The organism is Pseudooceanicola atlanticus (assembly GCF_000768315.1).
Lineage (GTDB): Bacteria > Pseudomonadota > Alphaproteobacteria > Rhodobacterales > Rhodobacteraceae > Pseudooceanicola > Pseudooceanicola atlanticus.
Map to the genome: position 1 here is coordinate 415,344 of NZ_AQQX01000001.1, position 20,253 is coordinate 435,596.

Annotated in this window: 22 protein-coding genes; 11 read left to right on the forward strand and 11 right to left on the reverse strand. The window is 64.8% G+C overall.

What is annotated here, in order from left to right; translation table 11 throughout:
* Positions 1 to 86 precede the first annotated feature (86 nt).
* A complete protein-coding gene (locus ATO9_RS02010) occupies positions 87 to 1,109 on the forward strand; it encodes an aspartate-semialdehyde dehydrogenase (protein ID WP_043744337.1) in 1,023 nt (340 codons plus the stop codon).
* On the opposite strand, the gene ATO9_RS23325 is transcribed toward ATO9_RS02010, so the two are convergent.
* Complete coding sequence (locus ATO9_RS23325) at positions 1,106 to 1,588, reverse strand: hypothetical protein (protein ID WP_156127742.1); 483 nt, start codon at positions 1,586 to 1,588, stop codon at positions 1,106 to 1,108. The genes ATO9_RS02010 and ATO9_RS23325 overlap by 4 nt on opposite strands.
* A gap of 147 nt (positions 1,589 to 1,735) precedes the next feature.
* On the opposite strand from ATO9_RS23325, the gene ATO9_RS02020 reads away from it, so the two are divergent.
* Positions 1,736 to 3,367: a DUF4139 domain-containing protein gene (locus ATO9_RS02020; protein WP_043744340.1), complete on the forward strand. Its 1,632-nt coding sequence runs from the start codon at positions 1,736 to 1,738 to the stop codon at positions 3,365 to 3,367.
* 46 nt (positions 3,368 to 3,413) lie between these two features.
* Here ATO9_RS02020 and ATO9_RS02025 read toward each other — a convergent pair whose 3' ends face one another.
* Positions 3,414 to 4,064 carry a carbonic anhydrase gene (locus ATO9_RS02025; RefSeq protein WP_043744342.1) on the reverse strand — a complete coding sequence of 217 codons (651 nt, stop codon included), beginning with the start codon at positions 4,062 to 4,064 and terminating at the stop codon, positions 3,414 to 3,416.
* Positions 4,065 to 4,293: 229 nt separating this feature from the next.
* Between ATO9_RS02025 and ATO9_RS02030 the strand changes: the two genes are divergently transcribed.
* The 3 genes from ATO9_RS02030 to ATO9_RS02040 all read left to right on the forward strand — a co-directional run bounded on the left by ATO9_RS02030 (position 4,294) and on the right by ATO9_RS02040 (position 7,007).
* Positions 4,294 to 4,638, forward strand: coding sequence for a hypothetical protein (locus tag ATO9_RS02030; protein ID WP_238318652.1), 345 nt, complete (start codon positions 4,294 to 4,296; stop codon positions 4,636 to 4,638).
* Positions 4,639 to 4,746: 108 nt separating this feature from the next.
* Positions 4,747 to 6,132: a leucyl aminopeptidase family protein gene (locus ATO9_RS02035; RefSeq protein WP_043744344.1), complete on the forward strand. Its 1,386-nt coding sequence runs from the start codon at positions 4,747 to 4,749 to the stop codon at positions 6,130 to 6,132.
* Positions 6,129 to 7,007, forward strand: a complete 879-nt coding sequence (locus ATO9_RS02040; RefSeq protein WP_043744347.1) for a C40 family peptidase — start codon at positions 6,129 to 6,131, stop codon at positions 7,005 to 7,007. Before ATO9_RS02035 ends, ATO9_RS02040 begins: the two co-directional genes overlap by 4 nt.
* Before the next feature lie 6 nt (positions 7,008 to 7,013).
* Here the strand turns inward: ATO9_RS02040 and ATO9_RS02045 are convergent, their stop codons facing one another.
* Positions 7,014 to 7,352, reverse strand: coding sequence for a DUF2794 domain-containing protein (locus tag ATO9_RS02045; protein WP_043744348.1), 339 nt, complete (start codon positions 7,350 to 7,352; stop codon positions 7,014 to 7,016).
* A gap of 156 nt (positions 7,353 to 7,508) precedes the next feature.
* Here ATO9_RS02045 and pcaF point away from each other — a divergent pair, with 156 nt between their 5' ends.
* A complete protein-coding gene (gene pcaF / locus ATO9_RS02050; RefSeq protein WP_043744351.1) occupies positions 7,509 to 8,702 on the forward strand; it encodes a 3-oxoadipyl-CoA thiolase in 1,194 nt (397 codons plus the stop codon).
* A 69-nt stretch (positions 8,703 to 8,771) separates the two neighbouring features.
* On the opposite strand, the gene ATO9_RS02055 is transcribed toward pcaF, so the two are convergent.
* The 3 genes from ATO9_RS02055 to sfsA all read right to left on the reverse strand — a co-directional run bounded on the left by ATO9_RS02055 (position 8,772) and on the right by sfsA (position 11,335).
* Positions 8,772 to 9,524, reverse strand: coding sequence for an SDR family oxidoreductase (locus tag ATO9_RS02055; protein ID WP_043744353.1), 753 nt, complete (start codon positions 9,522 to 9,524; stop codon positions 8,772 to 8,774).
* Positions 9,525 to 9,661: 137 nt separating this feature from the next.
* Positions 9,662 to 10,468 carry a type I methionyl aminopeptidase gene (map, locus tag ATO9_RS02060; RefSeq protein WP_043744357.1) on the reverse strand — a complete coding sequence of 269 codons (807 nt, stop codon included), beginning with the start codon at positions 10,466 to 10,468 and terminating at the stop codon, positions 9,662 to 9,664.
* A 156-nt stretch (positions 10,469 to 10,624) separates the two neighbouring features.
* Positions 10,625 to 11,335: a DNA/RNA nuclease SfsA gene (sfsA, locus tag ATO9_RS02065; RefSeq protein WP_043744361.1), complete on the reverse strand. Its 711-nt coding sequence runs from the start codon at positions 11,333 to 11,335 to the stop codon at positions 10,625 to 10,627.
* Between the two features lie 55 nt (positions 11,336 to 11,390).
* On the opposite strand from sfsA, the gene ATO9_RS02070 reads away from it, so the two are divergent.
* Genes ATO9_RS02070 through ATO9_RS02085 form a run of 4 tightly spaced genes read left to right on the forward strand, consistent with a single transcriptional unit; the run spans position 11,391 to position 14,369 of the window.
* Complete coding sequence (locus ATO9_RS02070; RefSeq protein ID WP_043745512.1) at positions 11,391 to 12,116, forward strand: competence/damage-inducible protein A; 726 nt, start codon at positions 11,391 to 11,393, stop codon at positions 12,114 to 12,116.
* Positions 12,109 to 12,831, forward strand: coding sequence for a GNAT family N-acetyltransferase (locus ATO9_RS02075; protein ID WP_043744364.1), 723 nt, complete (start codon positions 12,109 to 12,111; stop codon positions 12,829 to 12,831). The genes ATO9_RS02070 and ATO9_RS02075 overlap by 8 nt, the downstream gene beginning before the upstream one ends.
* A 1-nt stretch (position 12,832) precedes the next feature.
* Entirely contained in the window at positions 12,833 to 13,405 is a 573-nt protein-coding gene (locus ATO9_RS02080) for a peroxidase-related enzyme (protein WP_043744367.1), read from the forward strand.
* 4 nt (positions 13,406 to 13,409) lie between these two features.
* A complete protein-coding gene (locus tag ATO9_RS02085) occupies positions 13,410 to 14,369 on the forward strand; it encodes an OmpA family protein (protein WP_081979413.1) in 960 nt (319 codons plus the stop codon).
* 121 nt (positions 14,370 to 14,490) lie between these two features.
* On the opposite strand, the gene ATO9_RS02090 is transcribed toward ATO9_RS02085, so the two are convergent.
* From ATO9_RS02090 to ilvD, 5 genes are all read right to left on the reverse strand, one after another.
* Entirely contained in the window at positions 14,491 to 15,396 is a 906-nt protein-coding gene (locus ATO9_RS02090) for a LysR family transcriptional regulator (RefSeq protein ID WP_043744371.1), read from the reverse strand.
* A gap of 164 nt (positions 15,397 to 15,560) precedes the next feature.
* Positions 15,561 to 15,932, reverse strand: a complete 372-nt coding sequence (locus ATO9_RS02095) for a hypothetical protein (RefSeq protein WP_043744374.1) — start codon at positions 15,930 to 15,932, stop codon at positions 15,561 to 15,563.
* Positions 15,933 to 15,941: 9 nt separating this feature from the next.
* Positions 15,942 to 16,715 carry a DUF6478 family protein gene (locus ATO9_RS02100; protein ID WP_043744376.1) on the reverse strand — a complete coding sequence of 258 codons (774 nt, stop codon included), beginning with the start codon at positions 16,713 to 16,715 and terminating at the stop codon, positions 15,942 to 15,944.
* A gap of 94 nt (positions 16,716 to 16,809) precedes the next feature.
* Positions 16,810 to 17,496, reverse strand: a complete 687-nt coding sequence (locus ATO9_RS23330) for a hypothetical protein (RefSeq protein WP_052418035.1) — start codon at positions 17,494 to 17,496, stop codon at positions 16,810 to 16,812.
* Between the two features lie 40 nt (positions 17,497 to 17,536).
* Positions 17,537 to 19,294, reverse strand: a complete 1,758-nt coding sequence (ilvD, locus tag ATO9_RS02110) for a dihydroxy-acid dehydratase (RefSeq protein ID WP_043744379.1) — start codon at positions 19,292 to 19,294, stop codon at positions 17,537 to 17,539.
* Positions 19,295 to 19,394: 100 nt separating this feature from the next.
* On the opposite strand from ilvD, the gene ATO9_RS02115 reads away from it, so the two are divergent.
* Positions 19,395 to 20,252, forward strand: coding sequence for a CPBP family intramembrane glutamic endopeptidase (locus ATO9_RS02115; protein ID WP_043744382.1), 858 nt, complete (start codon positions 19,395 to 19,397; stop codon positions 20,250 to 20,252).
* Position 20,253: the final 1 nt, after the last annotated feature.

The window sequence follows — 20,253 nt, forward strand, 5'->3', positions numbered from 1 at the left end:
GATACCTCGTATCATCGGATTACGCTTTGCACCCCATGTGTGGCTGCGCTATAGCCGCGCAACCCAAAGTGAAAGGAGTTTTCCAGATGGGCTATAGGATCGTCGTCGCGGGTGCCACGGGCAATGTGGGCCGCGAAATGCTGAATATCCTCGCGGAGCGGGAATTTCCCGTCGATGAGATTGCAGTGCTGGCTTCGCGCCGGTCGCTGGGGACCGAGGTCACATTCGGCGACAAGACCCTCAAGACCCAGGACCTGGACACTTTCGACTTCACCGGATGGGACATCGCCCTGTTCGCCGTCGGCTCCGGCCCGACGAAGGAATACGCGCCCAAGGCTGCTGCGGCTGGCTGTGTCGTGATCGACAACTCCTCGCTCTACCGCTACGACCCGGACGTTCCGCTGGTCGTGCCGGAATGCAACCCGGAGGCCGTCGACGGGTATTCCAAGAAGAACATCATCGCGAACCCGAACTGTTCGACCGCGCAGATGGTCGTGGCGCTTAAGCCGCTGCATGACCGCGCCAAGATCAAGCGCGTCGTGGTTTCGACCTACCAGGCCGTTTCCGGCTCGGGCAAGGACGCCATCGACGAGCTCTGGGACCAGACCAAGTCGATCTACAACCCGACCGACGATTACGAGGCGAAGGTCTATCCCAAGCAGATCGCCTTCAACGTGATCCCGCATATCGACGTCTTCATGGATTCCGGTGACACCAAGGAAGAATGGAAGATGGTCACCGAGACCAAGAAGATCCTCGACCCGTCGATCAAGGTCACCGCGACCTGCGTGCGCGTGCCGGTCTTCGTCGGCCATTCGGAATCGATCAATATCGAATTCGAGGACTTCCTCGACGAGGACGAGGCCCGCGACATCCTGCGCGAGGCGCCGGGCATCATGGTAATCGACAAGCGCGAGGACGGTGGCTACGTCACCCCGATCGAATGCGTCGGCGACTTCGCCACCTTCATCAGCCGCCTGCGCCAGGACGTGACGATCGAAAACGGCCTGAACATGTGGTGCGTGTCGGACAACCTGCGCAAGGGCGCGGCCCTGAACGCCGTGCAGATCGCCGAGACGCTGGGCAAGCGGGTCCTGAAGAAGGGTTAAGCGCTCGCTGAGACCTTGAGGGTTCTCAAGACGGGCGGTCGGTGTGGGCCGCCCGTTTTCTTTGGGGATTCCGTTGCGCTGTCCGCCACCTGGACCGGGTGCTGGAAGCGGCTTTGTAACAGGTCTGCGCTGAAACCGGCATCGGCGGCTGGGCAGATCGGTTCCCTGCGAGGCCAGCGGTACAGGGTCATCGTTCCGTGATCCATCTGCAGTTCGAATCCCTTGAGCCGTAGACGATCCTGCAGATCGGTCCAGTCGCTAGCATCCGAAAAGACGGCAGCGAGTACCGACTGCACAGGCGCGGAGAGCCGTTCTTTGCTTAGGGGCGGGATGGCACGGGCCGGTCTTGACAGGTGCAATTCCCGATCGATCGTGTCCCGCAGAAGCTGGCCCACTGTCACATCGCGCTCGGCCGCCATCTGATTGAGCGCCCGGATCCTATCGGGCGGTAATTTGAGCGTTAATTCAGTAAGTTCCATACCCTAACTATTCACTACTTAAGGTTAACGAAGGGTTATCGTAGCCCTGCCGATTTTCGCCCAGCCGGGGGGATGACGGGACATGTCACTTGGCCCCCCGACGGGGATGGGCCAGAGTTCGCGCAAAGTCTTTACCATGAGGTTGCCATGCGTTCGTCCCTTCTTGCCCTGTCCCTGCTGGCCATACCGGCCGCGCTCTGGGCCGATGACCTGCCCGTCGACAGCGAGGTGACGTCGGTCACCGTGTTTCCCCAGGGCGCCACGCTGACGCGGGAGGGGGATTTCGCCGTACCGGCGGGGCAGCATCAGCTGATCCTGACGGACATGCCGCTGATCGACCCGGCCAGCCTGCGCCTGTCCGCGCCCGGCCTGACCATCGGTGCGATCCGCTATCGTGACGATTTCACCCCGCCGCGCACGCCCGAGGTCAACGCCGCCATCGAAGCCGCCGAGGCCGAGGTCGAGCGGCTGGAACGCGCCGTCGAGGTGGCCCGGGATGCCGTGGCCTCGATCCGGATCGAGGCAGAGGCGGCGCGGTCCCGCATCGCCTTCCTCGACAAGATCGGGGATTCGGACGGGCTGGCCGATGCCGATCCGCAGGCCCTGCGTGACCTCGCGCAGATGATCGGAGAGGTCGGTCTGACCGCCCGCCGCGACGCCCAGGCCGCCGAAACCCGCGCCCGCGCGGCCGAGCGCGACGTCGAGGCCGCCGTCGAAGCCCTGGCCGAAGCCAAGCTGGCGCTGAAGGCGCTGGATACCGAGGCAGAGGAACGCGCCTACCTGGCTGTCGACGTGCGCGCCGCTGAGGCCATCGAAGGGGTGCTGAGCCTGACCTACATGACCGAGGATGCCGCGTGGCGGCCCACCTATGATGTGCGCCTAACCACCGGCGACGCCGCCGGGATGGAGATCGACCGGGGCGCCTATATCCAGCAAGACACGGGCGAAAACTGGACCAACGTGGCCCTGACCCTGTCGACGGTGCGTCCCGCCGAACAGGGCGAACCCGGCGAGGTCTGGCCCTGGCTGCGCCGTATCTTCGACAAGGAACCCCCGCGGCCCAGCATGCTGAGCAAGGAACGGTTCTCTGCGGATGCGGCGGCGCCGATGGCGGAACCCAGCATCGTGGCCGAAGAGGTGCAGGCCGGGGCTTCTTTCGACGGGCTGTCGGTCACCTACAGCTATCCACACAGCGTCAGCGTGGCCAACCGGGCCGATGCGGTGAAGATTGCCCTTGGCACGCTGGAGCTGGACCCCGAGATCTACGCCCAGGCCATTCCGCTGGCCGACCGCACCGCCTATCTGACCGCCGGGTTCACCAACAATTCCGGAGAGCTGATCCTGGGCACGGACCGCGCGCAATTCTACCTCGACGGTACCTTCGTCGGGCAGCGCTATATGGACCTGATCGCCGAAGGGGACGAGGCAGAGCTGTCCTTTGGCCCGATCGAGGGGCTGCGCCTGGAACGCATCGTGCAGGATCGGCAGCAGGGCGACCGCGGTGTCATCACCCGCTCCAACCAGGAGGTCGAGCAGGTCGAGATCACGCTGCGCAACCTGACGGGCCGGGACTGGGACGTGCGGATGCGCGACCGGGTGCCCTATTCGGAACAGGAAGATCTTGAGATCACGTGGCAATCCAGCCCGATGCCGACAGAGGAAAACGTCGATGGCAAGCGTGGGGTGCTGGAATGGCGCTTCGACATGGCGCCGGGGGCGGAACAGCAGGTGACCCTGTCGCACACACTGAAATGGCCAGAAGACAAGGTGCTGCGTTAAGGCAGCATGGCCCGGCCCCGTCGGAACGGGGCCGGCACCGTATCTATCAGATCGGCTTGAACGCCTTTTCGCTGGGCAGGTACTGTTCCAGCTGGCCTTCGCCGATGTCGTTCCACAGGCCGTGCAGGCTCAGATCGCCCTTCTTCACCGCTTCGTCGACGAAGGGGAAGGTCATCAGGTTCTGGAGAGAGGTCAGAACGGCCTCTTTTTCCAGCGCGCGAACGCGAGTGGTTTCGTCCTCGATGTCCTTCACGCGCTCGTAGCCGGGGCGCAGGATGTCCATCCAGCGACCGACAAAGCTGGATTTCTCCTCCAGTTCGGGGGCGTGGCCGGAACACATGTCATGGCAGCCGCGCACGCCGCCGCAATTGGAATGGCCGACGATGACGATATGGGCGACCTTCAGGGCCGTGACCGCATATTCCACGGCAGCCGAGGTGCCGTGCTGGTTCCCGTCGGGCTCGTAGGGCGGGACGAGGTTGGCAATGTTGCGGTGGATGAAGAATTCGCCCTGGTCGGCGCCGAAGATCGCGGTCACGTGGACCCGGCTGTCGCAGCAGGAGATGACCATGGCGCGCGGACGCTGGCCTTCATCGGCAAGTCGTTTGTACCAGGCATGGTTCTCGGAAAACGTCGTGGCTTGCCAGCCGTGGAATCGCTGAACGAGGTAGCTTGGCAGAGGCTTGGCGTTATGCATCTGATATCCTTTCCATTTCCGAGTTTCGCGCCTGACGCGCCGTTCGCGTTTCCAGCCTATATAGCGCAGCAGACCCCGCATTGAAGCGAATTTGAGCCGAATCCGAGTGAGTAATCCCTTGTGGCGCAAGGATTTGGGAAGATCTCCGGGTGCAAAACCGCCTGTGTGGGATTTTGAACTGAGGGTGAGTAACTTGGAACACGTCAGGGTTTTGTCGCAGGATGAACCTGTGCGGCTGGATCCCGACCGACTGCAAGAGCTGTACAAACAGCTTGGTGAAGCCGGTGCAGAGGATGTCGTTTGCCGCGCGATGGAAGAATTGGCCGTGCGCCTGTCGCATACGGAACGATTGTTCCGCCAGCACAAGCTGGTCGAAATGCGAAAGGCCGCGCGGTCGTTGACCGGGATCGCGGATCAGATCGGCATGAACGACCTGTCGCGTGTTGCCGGCGACGTGACCCGTTGCATCGACGCGCGGGACGCGGTGGCGCTGGCCGCGACCTTGTCGCGCCTGCTGCGGATCGGGGAACGGTCGCTGACCGCGATCTGGGACATGCAGGACGTACCCGTCTGACACATCATCCGATCTGACACGGACAGGCATGGGCGGATGCGCGCGTTAAGCGCTTGCAGCGCCCAATGAAGGGGATAGGCTCTGCCGGCATCAGCCAAGGAGACGACCATGCCCCTGACCTTCGCCCGCAATCCGGAAAAGCCCCTGCCGTTGCACGTTCTGGGGCCGGACACGCTGGATCGCTGGATCACGGATCAGGCGAGCAACGTGGCGACCTGGGTCAAGGCGTCTGGCTTTGGCGGCGGGATCGGGGAAACCCTGCTGATCTCGGACGGCAATGGCGCACCCAAGATGGCGCTGGCCGGGCACGGCACCGCCGCGCAGCGGGCGCGCGGGCGTTTTGCGCTGGCCGCCGCCGCCATGGCCCTGCCCGAGGGCTCCTATGAGCTTGCCGGCGACTTGTCCGGTATCGCGCTGGAGGAAGAGGTGCTTGGCTGGCTGCTGGCGGGCTACGCCTTCGACCGCTACCGCACGCAGCCCGCGGCGCGCGCGCAACTGGTCGCACCAGAGGGCATCGACGCCACGCGGATCGAGGCGATCGCGGCCGGGGAAGCGCTGACCCGCGACCTCATCAACACGCCCGCCAGCGACATGGGCCCCGAAGAGCTTGAGGACGCCGCGGCGGGCCTGGCGACGGAATTCGGCGCGACCTGCGACGTGATCCGGGGCGATGACCTGTTGAGCCGCAACTTCCCCATGATCCACGCGGTTGGCCGTGCCTCGCCCCGTGCGCCGCGCCTGATCGAACTGGGCTGGGGCGAAACCGGGCCGAAACTGACCCTGGTGGGCAAGGGCGTCTGTTTCGACACGGGCGGCCTGGATATCAAGCCGGCTGCGTCGATGGGCCTGATGAAGAAGGATATGGGCGGGTCCGCCGCCGTTCTGGGCTTGGCCCGTATGATCATGGCGCTGGACCTGCCGGTGCAGTTGCGCGTGCTGATCCCGGCCGTGGAAAACGCCGTGTCGGGCAATGCCTTCCGCCCGCAGGACATCCTGACCGCGCGCAACGGCATGACGGTCGAGATCAACAATACCGATGCCGAGGGACGGCTGGTCCTGGCCGATGCGCTGGCCTACGGGGCCGAGGGCGGGCCCGACCTGATGCTGTCCATGGCGACGCTGACCGGCGCGGCGCGGGTGGCCGTGGGTCCCGATATCGCGCCGTTCTTCAGCGACGATGACGCGGTCGCCGACGCGATTGCACGGGCCGGCGGCAAGGTCGCCGACCCGGTCTGGCGCCTGCCGTTCCACGCTCCCTACGAGCCCATGATCGAGCCGGGCATCGCCGATCTGGACAACGCGCCCAAGGGCGGGTTTGCCGGGTCGATCACCGCGGCGCTTTTCCTGCGCCGCTTTGCAGGAACGACATCGCGCTACACCCATTTCGACATCTATGGATGGCAACCCGCCGCCGCGCCCGCCCGCCCGAAAGGCGGGGTGGGGCAGGGCGCCCGTGCCGTCCTCGAGGCGCTGCCGGAGCTTCTGGGCCTGTGACCGACCGCCGATCGCTCAGGTCCAACGGGCGGGTCGCGGACCGGTCGCTGAAGGGTCAGGTCGAGGCCGAAAGCTTTGTCGAGCCGCAGCGCCATCGCGTCCGCTGGCCGGTCGCCGCGATCTATGCCGGGTCGACGGGCGTCAACAAGGACCGGGAACTGGCATTCGGCGAAGGGTTCGAGGTTCTGGGCACCGAGGGCACGCGCCTGTTCGGCTACGCCACGCGCGACGGCTATGTCGGTTATGTGGACCGCGATGCTCTGGCGCCCTATTCGCTGGTGCCGACACACCGGGTGATCGCCCCGACCTACTGGCATTCGGAACCGCGCTTGAAGTGCGGGTACGAGCCGACCCCCATGCCGATCGGCGCCCGCGTGGCCGTGGCGACGACGCATCGCGATCATTGCGACTGGGCCGAGATCGACCTGCCCGCCGCCGATACGGAGGATACGGGCAGCGCGGTCTACGTACCGATGCCGCACCTGATGCCGCTGGATCCGCTGGCCACCGACCCGGTGACAGAGGCGGAGCGCTACCTTGGCGTGCCCTACCTCTGGGCCGGGAATAGCGGCTTCGGCATCGATTGTTCGGGGCTGGTCCAGGCGGCCTGCCTGGCCTGCGGGATCGCCTGTCCGGGCGACAGCGACCAGCAAGCCACGGAGCTGGGTGTGGCATTGCCCGAGGACGCCCCCCTGCAACGCAACGACCTGATCTTCTGGAAAAGGCACGTGGCCTGGGTGGTTGGCGATGGCCGCATCCTCCATGCCAATGCGCGGGACATGGCCGTGGCCTACGAGGATATGAAGGCCGCCATCGACAGGATCGCGGTCAGCGACGGGCCGGTCACGGGGCAGCGGCGTCTGGCTCTGGGCTAGGCGCGGTCACTCGACCGCGCGGATCAGCTTGCGTTCCAGCACGCGCAGCACCGTCTTGAGGTCGCCGCCGCGCTTCAGGATCTGGCCGTCCATCCCGACGACCGAATACATGCCCTGTTTCATCCGCAGCTTGGGTCGCTTCTCGATCCGGTAGAGCGGGTTTTCCGCCGTCCGCCGGAAGACCGAAAAGACCGCCATGTCCGACAGCGAGGAAATCCCGTAATCGCGCCATTCGCCCGCCGCGACCATGCGACCATAGAGCGACAGGATCACGTTCAGCTCTGTCCTGTGGAAAGAGACGCGCTCCGGCGCCGAGGAAAACGGGGTGGGGGTGTGAACCGTCATGATCTCAGCCTGTGCCTCTTTCGCCGTGAAATCAAGGATCTTGATCGGCGGCCATGCGTCCGGTGCAACCGCATGGCGGAATTGCCTTCCAAGTTCGCTTGACCCCCCGGTTAGTATTGCGCAATTTGCGCGCAACTTGATCAAGGAGGACATCAGATGACCGAGGCTTTTCTGTGCGACGGGTTGCGGACGCCGATCGGGCGCTATGGCGGAAGCCTCGCTTCGGTGCGCACCGATGACATGCTGGCCCACGTGATGCGCGAACTGGTCGGCAAATATGCCGGGCTGCGCGTCGACGAGGTCATGATGGGCTGTGCCAACCAGGCCGGTGAAGACAACCGCAACGTGGCCCGCATGGCGGCGCTGCTGGCAGGTCTGGGCGAGGACGTGCCGGGCATGACGATCAACCGCCTCTGCGGGTCCGGTCTGGATGCCGTGGGCACCGCCGCCCGCGCGGTGAAGACCGGCGAGGCCGAGATCGTGATCGCGGGCGGGGTCGAGTCGATGTCGCGCGCACCGCTGGTCATGCCGAAGGCCGACAGCGCGTTTTCCCGCAAGGCCGAGATCTACGACACGACCATCGGCTGGCGCTTCGTCAACAAGGCGATGCACAAGCATTTCGGCACCGATTCCATGCCCGAGACGGCTGAAAACGTGGCCGAGCAATTCCAGATCGGCCGCGAAGATCAGGATGCCTTTGCCCTGCGGTCGCAGGATCGTGCGGCGGCCGCGATCAGCTCTGGCCGCATGGCCGAGGAAATCGCGCCGGTCACCATTCCGCAGCGCAAGGGCGACGCGATCGTGGTGGATACCGATGAACATCCCCGCGCCACGACGATGGAAAAGCTGGGCAAGTTGCCCGCGCCGTTCCGCGAGGGCGGGTCGGTGACGGCCGGCAATGCATCGGGTGTGAATGACGGGGCGTGCGCCGTGATCGTCGCCTCTGCTGCCGCGGTCGAGAAATACGGCCTCAAGCCGCTGGCGCGCATCACCGCGATGACCACTGCCGGCGTGCCGCCACGGATCATGGGCATCGGCCCGGCTCCGGCGACGGAAAAGCTGATGGCGATGACCGGCACCTCGATCGGCGACATCGACCTGATCGAGCTGAACGAGGCTTTCGCCGCGCAGGGCCTGGCCGTGACCCGTCAGCTGGGCCTGCCCGACGATGCGGATCACGTGAACCCCAATGGCGGCGCGATTGCGCTTGGCCACCCGCTGGGCATGTCCGGCGCGCGTCTTGCGCTGACCGCCGGTATCTCCATGGGGCACATGGGGGCAAAGCGCGCCGTCTGCACCATGTGCATCGGCGTGGGGCAGGGCATCGCCCTGATGCTGGAAGCCGCCTGATCGGCTGATATTAGATGCGATCCCCGGGCCTGACCCGGGGATCGCTTTCCGCGCGCGGCCCGGATGGGCTCAGGTCGTGCAGACCGAATTGCCCCCATCGGCCAGGATCGACGCGCCGGTGACAAAGCTTGCCTCGTCCGACAGCAGGAAGGCTGCGACGGCGGCGATCTCCTCAGGCTCGGCAAGACGTTTGAGCGCGTGCAATTGCGCGGCCCAGTCGTGAAAGGCCGGATCGTCCCCTGCCATGGCGGTTTTCGTGCCGCCGGGCAGGATCGCGTTCACCCGGACGTTCTGCGTGCCCAATTCTACCGCCAGCACCTTGACGAGGCCGGTCACGCCGGCCTTCGCGGCGGCATAGGCGCCCATGCCGGGCAGGCCCAGCTCCGGTCCGACGAAGGACGCGGTGAAGAGCAATGACCCGCCCCCGGATGTCGCCAGCAAAGGCGCCTGAGTGCGGGCCGCGATATGCGCGGCTTTCAGGTTCGTGGCGATGACCGCGTCCCAGCCCGCGCTGTCCGTGTCGATGACGGGCTTTCCGTCCCCGGTGGTGCCCGCATTGTTGAACGCGCCGTGCAACCCGCCGAATTCAGCCTCCGCCAATGTGGCCAGGGCTGTCATGTGGTCGGCATCGGTGACATCGCCGGCGCGCGCGATGATGCGCCCCCGCGCGCCGCTCAGGGAACCCGCCAAGGCGTTCAGCCGCTCCGCCCCGCGGGCCGTGAGCACCAGGTTCGCGCCCTCGCGTGCGAGGTGGCGCGCCGTGGCCGCGCCGATGCCGGAGGACGCGCCGGTGATGATGATGGTCTTGTTGTCGAAACGCATGTCTTGTCCTTTCCTGTGAAGACAGGTCGGGTCAGATCATGAGCGGGTACGGGCAAACGACCCGGAACCTGCGGTCGCGGACCAGCGGCCATGGCAATGCGCAGGAAACGGGTCGGACAGGTGCCGCAATGGCCGTGTCAGCCGTAGGTCGGGTGGAATTTTCCGGCGGGCGACAGGGTGAAGATGTCGACGCCATCGGCGGTAACGCCGACGGAATGCTCGAACTGCGCCGACAGCGACTTGTCCCGGGTCACGGCGGTCCAGTCGTCCGACAGGACCTTGGTTTCGGGGCGGCCCAGGTTCACCATCGGTTCGATTGTGAAGAACATGCCTTCCTCGAGCACCGGACCGGTGCCGGGGCGGCCGTAATGCAGGACGTTGGGCGGGGCATGGAACACGGTGCCCAGGCCATGGCCGCAGAAATCGCGGACGACGGACATGCGGTTCGCCTCGACGAAGGTCTGGATGGCATAGCCGATATCGCCGAACGTGTTGCCGGGTTTCACCACCTCGATCCCGCGCATCAGCGCCTCGTGGGTGACGTCGATCAGCCGCTCGGCCTTGCGGGACAGTTTCCCGGCCACGTACATGCGGCTGGTATCGCCGTACCAGCCATCGACGATGACCGTGACGTCGATATTCAGGATATCGCCGTCCTTCAGCTTCTTGTCGCCGGGGATACCGTGGCAGACCACGTGGTTGATCGAGATGCAGGAGGCATGTTGATACCCCTTGTAACCGATCGTGGCCGAGGTCGCGCCGGCGGCGTTGACCTTTTCCTCGATCAGGCGATCGATCTCTGCGGTGGTCTGTCCGGGAAAGACATGCTCGGCCAGTTCGTCGAGGATCTGGGCAGCGACCTTCCCTGCCTTGTGCATCCCGGCAAAGTCCGCCTCCTGGTAGATGCGGATACCGTCGCGCGTGATTTGGCCCTTGTCGTCCAAGCGGTGTCCCTTTCCTCGGTTCAGCGCTTTAGATAAGGCAATTTTCTGCCGTGTTCAACGTGGTGCGATGCTGGACGCATCACGGCTATGTGCGCCGTGAAACCTGCCCAAAGCTTGCACAATTCCTGCGGCCGGAGGGCTGCCCCCGGGGCTGGATCAGGAAGTATGCTGGAACGGCAATGCCGGGCCCAGCCCGATTTCCTCGGGCGTGATCGTGGTCGACAGGCACAGCACCTCGACCCCTGCGGCCAGGGCGGCATCGAAGGCGCGTGCATAGGCGGGGTCGATATCGGCGGCGATGGAGACCCGTTCCGCATCGGTGCGCTGCACAAGGAACAGGACCACGGCGCGATGCCCTTCCCCGGTCATGCGCGCCAGGTCCTCCATGTGGCGCGCACCGCGCGCGGTCACGCTGTCGGGAAACTCTGCCAGGCCGGGGGTGCGGGACAGGGTGACGGACTTGACCTCGACATAGGCCTCGCCGCGCACCGGATCGCGCAGCAGGAAGTCGATGCGGCTTTTCTCGGCGTATTTCTGTTCCGGCAGCACCTCGGCATAGCCGGTCAGGGCCTCGACCCCTCCGGCCAGCAGGGCGTCACGAAGGGTACGGTTGGGGACGGAGGTATCGACCCCGGTGAAATGCCCGTTCTCATGTTCGACCAGCCGCCAGCCATATTTGAGCTTTTTCTTCGGATCGTCATTGGGTTCGACCCAAATGCGCAGCCCCGGGTCCTTCAGCCCCATCATCGAGCCGGGATTGGCGCAATGGGCGGTGACCTCTGTCCCGTCGTCCAGCCGGATATCGGCCAGGAAGCGTTTGTAGCGACGTATCAGCCGGGCCGGAACAAGAGGGGTTTGAAAGCGCATGGGGCAGGCCTATACCGTGGTGCAGCCACAAGACAAGACGCCCGAAGGAGGACCGATGCCCAACCCAAGTGCCGCCATGCTGGTCATCGGAGACGAGATCCTCTCGGGCCGGACCCGCGATGCGAACATGTACTTCCTCGCAGGGGAGCTGACCAAGTCCGGCATCGACCTGAAGGAAGTAAGGGTGGTCAGCGACGATGCCCCGGCGATCATCGCGGCGGTCAAGGCCCTGTCCGAGGCCTATGACACGGTCTTTACCTCCGGCGGGATCGGGCCGACCCATGACGACATCACCGCCGATTGCGTGGCCGAGGCCTTTGGCCGCCATATCGATGTGCGTGACGATGCCCGCAAGCTGCTGGAAGATGCCTATGGCAAACGCGGCATCGAAGTGACAGAGGCGCGGCTGCGCATGGCCCGTATCCCCGATGGCGCCGCGCTGATCGACAACCCGGTCTCGACCGCGCCGGGGTTCACCGTGGAAAATGTGCACGTGATGGCCGGGGTGCCCGCGGTCTTCGAGGCGATGGTCGCCTCCGTCCTGCCGACCCTGACCGGGGGCACGCCGCTCACCAGCCAGACCCTGCGCATCATGCGCGGTGAAGGTGACATTGCCGGCCCGCTGCGCGACCTTGCGGGGACTTACCCCGACCTGTCCTTCGGGTCCTACCCCTTTCAGTCCAACGGTGTTTTCGGGGCCAACGTGGTGGTGCGCGGGTCGGACCCGGCGCTTGTGGCCGAAGCGATGACGAAACTGTCCGAGGTCTTTCCCGATGCCTGATTACCTGTCTTACCTGGACGCGTCCGAGGCCACCTGGGCGCCCGAGGAAAAGATCGACCTTGGTCACGTGACCCTGCGCCGGTCGAATGGCGGAGGCAAACGCGTCACCGCCGCGACGGCCAGCGCCGGTGTTACCGACGAAGAGATCGCGGTGGCGGAAACCCGTATGTACGATCTGGGACAGACGCCGCTGTTTCAGATCCGCGACGGGGACGGCGATCTGGACAACCTGCTGGCCGCGCGCGGCTATGGCGTTGTCGATCCGACCCATGTCTATGCCTGCGACATTGCCGTGCTGGCGGAAATGGACCACGACGTCGAACAATCCTGTCTTGCCGTCTGGGAGCCTCTGGCGATCCAGCTGGAATTCTGGCGCGACGGCGGCATTGGCGCGGATCGTATCGCCGTGATGGAACGCGCGGTGGAGCCGAAGACGGCGCTGATAGGACGGCACGAAAATTCGCCCGGTGGCACCTGTTTCGTGGCTGTGTCGAAGGACATCGGTGTCATGCACGCGCTGGAGGTCATTCCGGCCTCTCGCCGGGCGGGCATGGGCCGTGCGATGACGATCCAGGCCGCGCAATGGTCGCAGAAGAACGGCGCGAGCCATTTCTGCGTCCTCTGCACCGAGGCGAACACGGCCGCCAATGCGCTTTATACCGGGCTCGGGATGGAGCGCGCGGGCGGCCATCACTACCGTATCAAGGAGAGCTGAGATGACACGTTCGGACATGCCGACCGCACTCGACCTGCCCATGGTCGATCCGTTGCCCGAGAAGACGCAGAAGTATTTCGACATCTGCATGGACAAGCTGGGCATGGTGCCGAACGTGCTGCGCGCCCATGCCTTCGACATCGACAAGCTGAACGCCTTTACCGCGCTCTACAACGACCTGATGTTGGGCGACAGCACCCTCAGCAAGCTTGAGCGCGAGATGATCGCGGTGGTCGTGTCCTCGATCAACCGCTGCTTCTACTGTCTGACCGCCCATGGTGCGGCAGTGCGCGAATTGTCTGGCGATCCCAAGCTGGGCGAGATGATGGTGATGAACTACAAGGTCGCCGACCTGGACCCTAAGCAACGCGCCATGCTGGATTTCGCGGCCCTGGTGACCAAGGAAAGCAGCGCTGTCGAAGAATCCGATCGGCAGAAGCTGCGTGATGTCGGGTTCAGCGACCGCGACATCTGGGACATCATCAACGTGGCCGCGTTCTTCAACATGACCAACCGGGTGGCCAGTTCCACGGATATGCGCCCCAACGACGACTACCACGCGCAGGCCCGCTGAACGGATGCGGTTAGCGGTCGGGCTTTTGCTGGGGGGCTGCGTACTGGCCGGTGCCGCGCGCGCCTACGAGCCGACGGCGCTTCCCGGCACCGCGACCGCGCTGTTCGAAACAACCAGCCCGGCGGCATCCGTGGTGCTGCCGCTGGGCCGGTACATGGACGGAAGCCTGCCGCAGATCGAGGTCGAGGGCCAGCTGCGCCGCCGCAGTTGGGAGATCGGGTCGTCCGGCATGACGACCTTGCAGATCCTGCGCCCCCTGCGGCGGGAGTTGGACGCCCAGGAGTACGAGATCATCCTGGATTGTGCGGCCGCGGCCTGTGGGGGCTATGATTTCCGCTATGAGATCCCGGTCCTGCCGGCGCCCGAAATGTACGTGGACCTGTTCGATTTCCGTGTCCTGACGGCAAAGCGCGAGGCCGGGGGGACGACCGAATATGTCTACATCCTGGTCAGCCGAGGCCGGGCGCGCGGCTTTGTCCAGGTCTACGATGTCGTCGTTGCCGATCCGGGTCAGCCCGCCCAGACCAAGGCCGTCGGCGAAACCCCGGTCGCACAGACGGCACCTGGCCCGTCCACCGTCGCGGCGGCAGGTTTGATCGACCGGTTGCGGCGCACCGGCCACGTGGTTCTGTCGGACCTCGAATTCGCCTCCGGTGCCGATGAACTGACCGACCGGGAATCGCAGAGCCTCGCCACCCTGGCGGAGTTCCTGAAGGGGAACCCGGCCCGCATCATCGCGCTCGTCGGACATACCGATGCGGTCGGGTCGCTCGATGCCAATATCGCCTTGTCGCGGCGGCGGGCGGCATCGGTACGGGCGACTCTGCTGAACCGCTACGGAGTATCTGGCCAACAGGTCACGGCCCACGGCACCGGCTATCTCGCGCCGCTGTCCAGCAACCTGACCCCGGACGGACGCGAGATGAACCGTCGGGTCGAGGCGATCTTGCTGGCGGCCGAGTAGGCGGTCACTGGCCACAGGCCTAACCAGGAAACAGTTCAAAAAAGAAAGGCCCGGCGAAGGGCCGGGCTCAGGTAGCCTGACGAACAGGCGGGGGGGAAGGAAACTCAATCGGTGAGGTGTCTCACCACTTGTCGGGGCCTTTTTCGGCAAAGCTCCGGACAAGGAAATCGATGAAGGCGCGAACCTTGGGCTGGGTGAACCGGCCCGGCGGGTAGACAGCGTAGATGCCCTGAGTTTCGACCGGCAGATCGGGGATCGCGTCGATCACCAGCCCCTGATCCATCGCATCCGCATAGAGGAACGAGGGCAGGTAGGCGATGCCGAGGCCCGAAATCGCGGCGTTCAGCAGGGATTGCCCGTCATTCACGCTCAGCCAGCCGGCGGTGCGCACCTGGCGTTTTTCACCCGAAGGCGCGGTCAGCTTCCAGACGTTGCCGGAGGCCTGCGAGGAATAATGCAGCAGTTTGTGATCGTTCAGATCGTCGATCTTCTGCGGGCGGCCGTATTTCTCGAAGTATTCCGGGCTGGCGATCATGCGCTTGGCGGTCTCGGTCAGCTTGCGGGCCCGCAGGGTGCTGTCTTCCAGCTCGCCGATGCGGATGGCCATGTCGAAACCTTCCGAGATCAGTTCGACGTAGCGGTTGTTCAGCACCATGTTGACGGTGATGTCCGGGAATTCGGCCAGGAATTCACCCAGCACCGGGCTCAGATGATTGACCCCGAAATCCGTGGCGACCGAGATGCGCAGCAGGCCTGAGGGCGCAGATTGCATCGAGGTGACCAGTGCGTCGGCCTCTCCGGCGTCGTTCAGGACGCGGCGGGCCCGGTCGTAATAGGCAAGTCCGATCTCGGTCGGTGAGACGCGGCGGGTCGTGCGGTTCAGCAGACGGGCCCCCAGACGTGCCTCGAGCGAGGAGACGTGTTTCGAGACAGCGGATTTCGAAATCCCCATCTTCTTGGCCGCGTCGGTGAACCCACCTTGATCCACGACCGTCGCGAAAGCTTCCATTTCTGTCAGACGGTCCATTTCCCTAACCTTTCTGCCTCAAGTTCCATTCTCGTTGGCATCAGGTTATCGGGGGCAAATCAGGCACAAAGGCGGCAGCTGATCGTCAATTGAAGGGTATTGTCTGGATCGTTCGTCCGCTGGAAACAGGGAAACAAGCCGTTTCCTGCCACATTTCGCCCGATCTAGGCGGTTTCGACGCAATGTCGACGAAATGCCCGCTTCAGCAGGTCCAGTTCCTCGCGCAACAGGTCGATCTCGGCCCGGATTGTTTCGTCGGCGACCTCTCCGGCGATGATGGCGAAACTGTCGATGACCTCTCCGGTATTCTGTTCGAGGATGGAGATTGTCTGAATTCCATCACTCACCATCTGCGGGGGAATCGAGAATTTCAGCTGCCATAGCCCGTCCGCCGCCGGGGTGACCGTGATGTCTTCCAACGGGCGGTCACGGAACTGCACCTCGATGCCGGGTGTGACGCCCGATGGCACGTCCGAGATCACGCCCTCCCAGACGCCATTGGCCAGCCGGGTCTTGTTCACCTTCAGAACGCTCATCGTTCCCCCTCACATTTCCGCCCGCGGGCAGCGGGCAAAGGTCAGGTCCCGCACCACCACCTGGTTCATCTCGGGGCCTTCGAAGATCAGATCGAGCCAGGCTTTCTCGACCCGTTTCTCGTTCAGGTTGGTGTAAGCCATGTCGAATTCGACGACGACTTCCTTCTGGTTCAGTGGCAATTCGCGAACGACCTGTTCGGTGTTCGGCCCGTGCACCACGTTCAGACGGCCAAAGATCTCGAGCGGCTTTTCGGTCTCGACGATGGCCGAGACGCGGATCAGGTGGGACTTTGTCAGCCCCGTGATCGCGTCCTTGGGCAGGTTGATCACCAGCGACAGGAACGATCCGTCAAAGGCGAAAACGTCCATCCGCAGGCCATAAGGCGCCAGGTCTTCCTCCCGGCGGTTCCTCAGCTGGCGCAGGCTCAGCTCGGAATAATTGCAATCGTGGAAGAGCGTGATCTCCTCGCCCAGCTTGGATTGGCTGGGCACGGATGCCAGCCCCTTGACCGGCAGGGGCCCGCGCCACAGCTCGGGCCGCCAGGACCAGTCGGTGCCGTGGGGGGTGGGAAAGATGTTCAGCCCTTCCATGGGCAGCGCCAGCCGCCCCTCGGCCACGTATAGCAGGTCGTCCAGCTGGGTCTTCAGCGCGCGGGCTTTGTTCCGGCTGTCACGCAGCGTCGGCAGGTCCATCTTGCGGGCGCGTTTGGCGCGGTCGCTCCAGAAGGTCATTTCCCGCTGGGCCAGCATGCTTTGCAGATAGGGCTTCAGGGCCTTCAACATCTCTTGCCTGTCGTCTTTGCTCTTGGCCTCTTGAACGGCGCTTGCGGATTTATGGCACGCTTTGGTGGATGCCCAAAACGTTGAATGGAAGAAATCAGTCGTTTTTGTCGCTGGCTGCGTCAGTTTCGGGCGGCGTTTCGTTCTGCGTGGCGAGTTCGGCCTTCGCGCCGCTTTCGGATGCCGCGCGGATTTTGTCGGCAAAGCGCATCAGCAGGTTGCGGCCCTGCATCGTCGTCGCCGCGCCACCGGGGGTCGAATAGGCCGCCAGCCCCACGGCATGGCCGTTCAGATGCATCACGCCGCGCCAATGCACAGGATCGGCCAAGTCGGTCGCGTGATCGCCGCCTTCGCCCAGCTGTACCATCGCGATGCCGCTTTCCACGGAATAGAACATCATCGGCGCCGGACCGAAGGACGCGACCAGGCTGTCCGCCGAGGGCAGGGGGGTATCCCCGTCGATCTGCACGACGGATGCGGTCAGCACCGAGAGAGAGCTGACGCCGCTCACCTCGCCCGACCGCAGCAGGTCGCATTGCGCCAGCAGCGCGAATTGCCGCTTGCCGCCCGATCTGAGCGATCCACCGTCGATGCAATATCCTGCGGGCCCCTGGATCACGATCTGGCCACTGGCCAGCCGTGCCTCCTTCAGCGGCGCGACGCCGCGGGGGCGGAGCAGGCCGGACAGGGTGGGCTTGGCCTTCGCCCCTTCCTGCCCGGTCTCGATGCCCTGCACGTCGGGCAGGCAGCCGCCTGTCAGGACAAGCGCAGCCGCAAAGAGCAAGGCCGGGAGGCCCTTTCGGCTCCCGGCCCCGTCATGTCGATCAGAGATCGGCGTAGACATGCTTTTCAGCCTTGCCACCCGGATGCGTCACCGCGCCCAGGTAGGTCTTGCCGACAAGCTGTGCGTATTTCCACAGCGACCCGGAGGCATAGATCGTTTCACGCGGGCCGGACCAATCCGCCTTGCGCTGTTCCATCTCTTCGTCGCTGACATCCACGTCGATGGTGCCGCTGACCGCGTCGATGGTGATCATGTCGCCGTTCTTCAGCAGGGCGATCGGTCCGCAATGTGCCGCTTCGGGGCCGACATGGCCGACACAGAAACCACGGGTCGCGCCGGAGAACCGGCCGTCGGTGATCAGCGCCACCTTCTTGCCCATGCCCTGGCCCGAAAGGGCGGCGGTGGTGGCCAGCATCTCGCGCATGCCGGGGCCGCCAGCGGGGCCCTCGTTGCGGATGACGATCACTTCGCCTTCCTTGTATTCGCGCTTCTGGACGGCCTCGAAGGCATCCTCTTCGCATTCGAAGACGCGGGCGGGGCCGGTGAACTTCTGCTCGGCTTCGCTCATCCCGGCGACCTTCACGATGGCACCCTCGGGGGCGAGATTGCCCTTCAGGCCCACGACGCCGCCGGTCTTGGTGATCGGGGTGTCGATGGAATGGATGATCTTGCCGTCGGCCTTGCGGGTGATCTTGTCGATCTCCTCGCCGATGGAATAGCCCGAGGCGGTCATGCAGTCGCGGTAGATCAGCCCGGCCTTGTCCAGCTCCTTCAGCACGACGGGGATACCGCCCGCATCGAAGAGGTCCTTGGCCACGTAATCGCCGCCGGGCTTGAGGTTCACGAAATAGGGCGTGTCGCGGAAGATCTCGCACACATCGTCGAGATCGAAGTCGATCCCGGCCTCGTGGGCGATGGCAGGCAGGTGCAGCCCGGCATTGGTCGACCCGCCGGTGCAGGCGACAACACGGGCCGCGTTGACCAGCGACTCGCGGGTGACGACGTCACGGGCGCGGATGTTCTTCTCGATCAGGTTCATGACCGCGCGGCCCGAGGCCTCGCCGTACTGGTCGCGGGATTCGTAGGGGGCGGGCATCCCCGACGAATTCATCAGCGCCAGGCCGATCGCTTCGGAGACACAGGCCATGGTGTTGGCGGTGAACTGGCCGCCGCAGGCGCCCGACGACGGGCAGGCCACACGCTCCAGCATGTCGAGCGCAGCGTCCGACAATTCCTGGTTCTGGTGACGCCCGACGGCCTCGAACATGTCCTGCACGGTCAGGTCGCGGGTGCGGAAGTCCTCGGGGATCTCGTCGACCTGGGGCGCCTTGCCCGGCAGGATCGACCCGCCATAGATAAAGACGGACGGCACGTTCAGACGCACCATGGCCATCATCATGCCCGGCAGCGACTTGTCACAGCCCGCAAGGCCGACGATCGCGTCGTAGCAATGGCCGCGCATGGTCAGCTCGACCGTGTCGGCGATGGCTTCGCGCGAGGCCAGAGAGGAGCGCATGCCCTCGTGGCCCATGGCGATACCGTCAGTCACGGTTATCGTGGTGAATTCACGCGGCGTGCCGTGGGCCTCTTTCACGCCGCCCTTGACGGCCTGGGCCTGGCGGCTCAGCGCGATGTTGCAGGGTGCGGCTTCGTTCCAGCAGGTCGCGACCCCGACCAGCGGCTGGTGAATCTCTTCTTCCGAGATCCCCATGGCATAGAGGTAGGAACGGTGCGGCGCGCGGGCCGGACCTTCTGTCACGTATCGGCTGGGCAGCCGGGATTTGTCGAGCTTGGTCATCTATGCCTCCCGCTAAGTTGGTGAACATCGGGATAAATGACCCCATCACGGCAGACAAGGCCGATTGCGGCCCCCGTCGGGTGGATATAGCGTCCCCGGAATGAGCTATCGCCCCCACAACATCCTTGTCGACCGCGCAGCCGCCCGGTCCGAAGCCTGGCGCCTGCTGCTGGGCATGGTCCTGATCGCGGTGCTGTCGCTGGCATTCATGGGCGCGTGGATCCTGGTGCAGGGGCAATTCGCCGCGACCAGCGGGCCACTGGGCAGCACGCCGCCGCGGATGGCGCTTCTGCTGGCGGCCTTCCTCTGCCCCTTTCTGGCCCTGACGATTGTCCTGCGCCTTCTGCACAAGCGTGGGGTGCTGTCGCTGGTCGGGCCGGCCGGGCAGACCCTGTCGGATTTCATCCGGGTCCTGGGTGTCATGGTGGTCGTGGTGATCGTCGCGCTGCTCTGGCCCACGCCCGAGGGGATGGAGGTGCAGCGCAACATGTCCACCGCGCGCTGGCTGTCGTGGCTGCCGGTCGCCGTCGTGGTCTTGTTCATCCAGATCGGGACAGAGGAGCTGATCTTTCGTGGCTACCTGCAATCGCAGCTGGCGGCGCGGTTCCGGTCGCCGCTGGTCTGGATCGTGCTGCCCTCGCTGATGTTCGCATTGCTGCATCTCGATCCGGCCCAGGGCGGAAATCAGTGGATGGTCGTGGGTCTGACCGGGCTGTTCGCCGTTCTGGCCGCAGACCTGACTGCACGCACCGGCACGCTTGGTGCGGCCCTGGCGATCCACTTCGCCAACAACTTCAGCTCTCTCCTGCTGGTCGGGGCGGCGGGGCCGATGTCGGGCCTTGCCCTCTTCGTGATCCCGATCGACATCACCGACCCGGCCCTTCGCCCCTATTACGCGGTAGAGGCCGGCCTGATGATCCTCGCCTGGCTGGGCGCCCGGATCGTGCTGAGGCGATGAA